Here is a 3,467-nt window from a genome sequence, read left to right as displayed (position 1 = left end):
CAGGGTTTTTTATGACTTGGATTTAATGACTTATATGTATTAAGGCTTATCTTTTTCTCCAGCCGCTCCATACATCATCTTCTTGGTTGGCTTTTTTCTTCTTTTTCTTACCTGTACCTTCTGGCTTGGCCATTGGCTTATCGTTTTTTAGCGCCTCAGCCGCATCAAGGTTGGCTTGGTTTACTGCAAAACCTGCTACCTCTTCGCGCTCTAAGCGAAGTTTGTTTTTCTTTTCGATAATTCTAAAGTGATGGAAGTCTTCATAATCAATTAACGATAACGCTAAACCGACTTCACCAGCACGGCCGCTTCGGCCAATACGGTGCATGTAATCAGCGGGGCTACGCGGTAAGTTAAAGTTAATAACAACAGGCAGTTTGGCAATATCTATACCACGGGCTGCTATATCGGTGGCAATAAGTACTTCTATTTCGCCAGCTTTAAATTTTTCAATTACGCGAGTACGCTCACTTTGACCTTTATCACCATGGAATACTTGTGCGTTCACGCCGCGTTTTTCAAGCTTACCTGCTAAGTGCTCACAGTCTTTTTTAGCGTTGACAAAAATCAGCGCCTGGCGCCATTTATGCTGCTTAATTAAATGCGCCAAAACCGTGGTTTTTTCACCTTTATTAACCGTAAATACACGCTGTACTAAAGTGCTTTCGTCTTTGCTTTGAACTTGTATTTCAACAGGATTGGTTAACAGCTTTTGTGTTAATTGTGTGACTTGCTCTGGGAAAGTCGCTGAAAACAACATGGTTTGCTTTTTAGCTGGCATTAACGCCAACAGCTCTGCAAGCTCTTCGGTAAAGCCAAGGCTTAACATGCGATCAGCTTCATCAAGCACTAAGGTTGAAACTTTATCAAGCTTAATAGCATTGCTTGATATTAAGTCGAGTAAACGCCCTGGGGTTGCAACAATGATATCAGCACCGCCGCGAAGTGCCTGCATTTGGGTATTAACCGACACACCTCCAAATACCGCCACCGTTTTAATGGCGCCATTAAAGTTAGCAGAATACGATTTAACACTATCGGCTACCTGCACTGCCAGCTCGCGAGTAGGTACCAAAATAAGCCCTGTTACAAAGTTGCCTTTGCTCGGCGCTTTATTAGCACCTTGCGCTAAAAATAGCGTTTGTAGCATAGGTAAAGCAAAGGTTGCTGTTTTACCTGAGCCGGTATTTGCCCCCGCAATTAAGTCACTGCCCGCCAAGATACTTGGGATTGCTTTTGCCTGAATCGGCGTAGGTTGCGTGTATTCAAGATCAGACAAACGAGCAATTAGCTCTGGAATAAGGCCAAGTTCGTTGAAATTACTAGGATTTGCGGCTGAGGTCATAAAAGGTGCGGGCTCATTGCTAAAAATAGCCTGTAATTTTAGCGTATTTAGCAGCTATTAAGTAGAGGTTAGTGATTTAAATAAAATGCATCTTGTTTTTTATTAAACGATGATTCACTGAATATCACTTTGCATTAATACTATTTATCACATACATCAATCATTACAAATAATAGCTGAACACGCTGTATTATTGATTTCAGCATTTCAAGTGTGTTATTTTTGCGGCCTGATGGATTAATTTTAGATACAAGGAAATGTCATGTCTCAATTTGATTTATGTTTCAATACGAAAAGTCGAGCAAGTTTACCTTTTAACAGTAATGACTTAGAGCAATTAAAGCGATTTAGAGAGGATAACCCTCATATTATAGGTAACTTTATACCTCAAGGAACCCCGTTCATTTTAAGAACTCCACAATCTGGGGATATGAGTGATTTCAGGCGCTCTCGTCCAGACATAGCTTGTGCACTTGATAATACGGTGTCTTGGCCTGAGCATACAAAGAGAAATGTCAGTACTATAGTAAACAACTTCGGTGATGAAGATGCTTTGGCTATTGCCGCGCTATACGATGCGGAAATATCTCCATATGTTGATAAAGTAAGAGGTTTAACGAGTCAACAAGTTCTTGGAAGAAATCTTGATACCTTGACTGCCACTGGCGCAGCACTTACCTCATTAGAGTCAAGCCAAGTGAGATTAAGTACATTTGGAAAAGCGATTCTAAAATACCAAACTAGCTTAATTGAAATTAGAAAAGCATCGCAGAACAAGCAGCCTAAATTAGAATTAATCAAACTAGGTAACAAAGCAAAGCAAGCCCATCTAGAGTTAAACACTGTATTTAAAAGAGAAATGGTTAAATTCAAAGGCAAAGTGAAAGCATCTGCACGGGGTAATATCTGGTCTAATGCGCAGCGAGGCATAGATACAGCAAGAAGCGCAAGAAGTTCAGCTCCCTTGCAATTAACTTCTTTAGCTAACATACAGCACTTACGTAAATTAGAGCAAGGATCCAACATTGCAGGAAAGTTTGTCATTGCGATTGATGCTGGTCTTCGAGCTGATAGCGTTTATGACGATTACAAAGCAGGTAAAGACTGGCAGCGCAGTGCAGTAAGGGAAGCTACAGGTTTTGGTTTAGGGACAGCTGCAGGAGCATATGTTGGCGGTACGACTATAACCGCAGGGGTAGGAATAGCAATTGCAATGGGTCCAGTTGGCTGGGTAATTCTTATAGGTGTAGGCTTGGGGGCTGGTTATGCTGCAGCTAAAGTTGGTGATGCTGTTGGAAAGGGTTTCTCAGGTCTAGTTTATGACCTTAGCTCTAATATAAGCTGGTTTTAAGCTATGTATCTTATGCCTGAAACTTTTTACTGGATAATAACTGGGCCATTTATAATTGCTTTTCTTATTTCAGCTTTGTGCTTCACTCGTATTTCAATGAAACACATAGAGAAGAAAATGCGTGAGGAAGGGATACATGAGCCACTTTGGGATAAAGGGCTGGGCATAAGAGTGAGCATGTATGGCAAAGTAATAAGGCGGCAAAAACCCGCAAAGGCGACGGTTGTTAATGACGAAGCAATTTTACGACACGCCAGACCTATCGATTTAATTTTAGCTCGCACAATGCATTACTCTTTCGTAATTATGATGACCCTAGCTGTATATGGTTATTTTGCATATGACTTAGGTGAGCGCGCTTATTAATTTCATGACGAAATTATAGGCAGAAGGTTTTATGCTACAGAAAATCACTTGTACCTTAATATATGCTTACTTCTCTGATATGAATTGGTTTTAAATCATGTATGTGATGCCTGAAAAGATTTTTTTATTTATATCTTTACCAATAATAATTAGCTATCTAATTTCAACTTTATGCTTTACTCGTATTTCAATGAAACATATTGAGAAAAAAATGCGTGAGGAAGGGATACATGAACCACTTTGGGATAAAGGGCTGGGCATAAGAGTGAGCATGTATGGCAAAGTAATAAGGCGGCAAAAACCCGCAAAAGCGACGGTTGTTAATGACGAAGCCATTTTGCGACACGCCAGACCTATCGATCTAATTTTAGCTCGCGTAATGCATTACTCTTTCGTAATTATGAT

The 3,467-nt window shown here is 40.3% G+C and carries 4 protein-coding genes; 3 read left to right on the top strand and 1 reads right to left on the bottom strand.

The features are described from left to right. Window positions 1-46: 46 nt before the first annotated feature. Entirely contained in the window at window positions 47-1,345 is a 1,299-nt protein-coding gene (locus CWB77_RS17985) for a DEAD/DEAH box helicase (protein WP_138623867.1), read from the bottom strand. A gap of 262 nt (window positions 1,346-1,607) precedes the next feature. On the opposite strand from CWB77_RS17985, the gene CWB77_RS17980 reads away from it, so the two are divergent. The 3 genes from CWB77_RS17980 to CWB77_RS18505 all read left to right on the top strand — a co-directional run. Beyond that, complete coding sequence (locus CWB77_RS17980; protein ID WP_138623865.1) at window positions 1,608-2,696, top strand: hypothetical protein; 1,089 nt, start codon at window positions 1,608-1,610, stop codon at window positions 2,694-2,696. A 96-nt stretch (window positions 2,697-2,792) separates the two neighbouring features. Next, on the top strand, window positions 2,793-3,062 hold the full coding sequence (locus tag CWB77_RS17975; RefSeq protein WP_138623863.1) for a hypothetical protein: 270 nt from the start codon (window positions 2,793-2,795) through the stop codon (window positions 3,060-3,062). A gap of 97 nt (window positions 3,063-3,159) precedes the next feature. Continuing rightward, the coding region (locus CWB77_RS18505) for a hypothetical protein (protein ID WP_212750890.1) at window positions 3,160-3,467 on the top strand (308 nt) is incomplete at its 3' end.

This window comes from Pseudoalteromonas sp. S1610 (assembly GCF_005887465.1).
Lineage (GTDB): Bacteria > Pseudomonadota > Gammaproteobacteria > Enterobacterales > Alteromonadaceae > Pseudoalteromonas > Pseudoalteromonas undina.
This window is presented reverse-complemented; position numbering and strand designations above follow the sequence as displayed.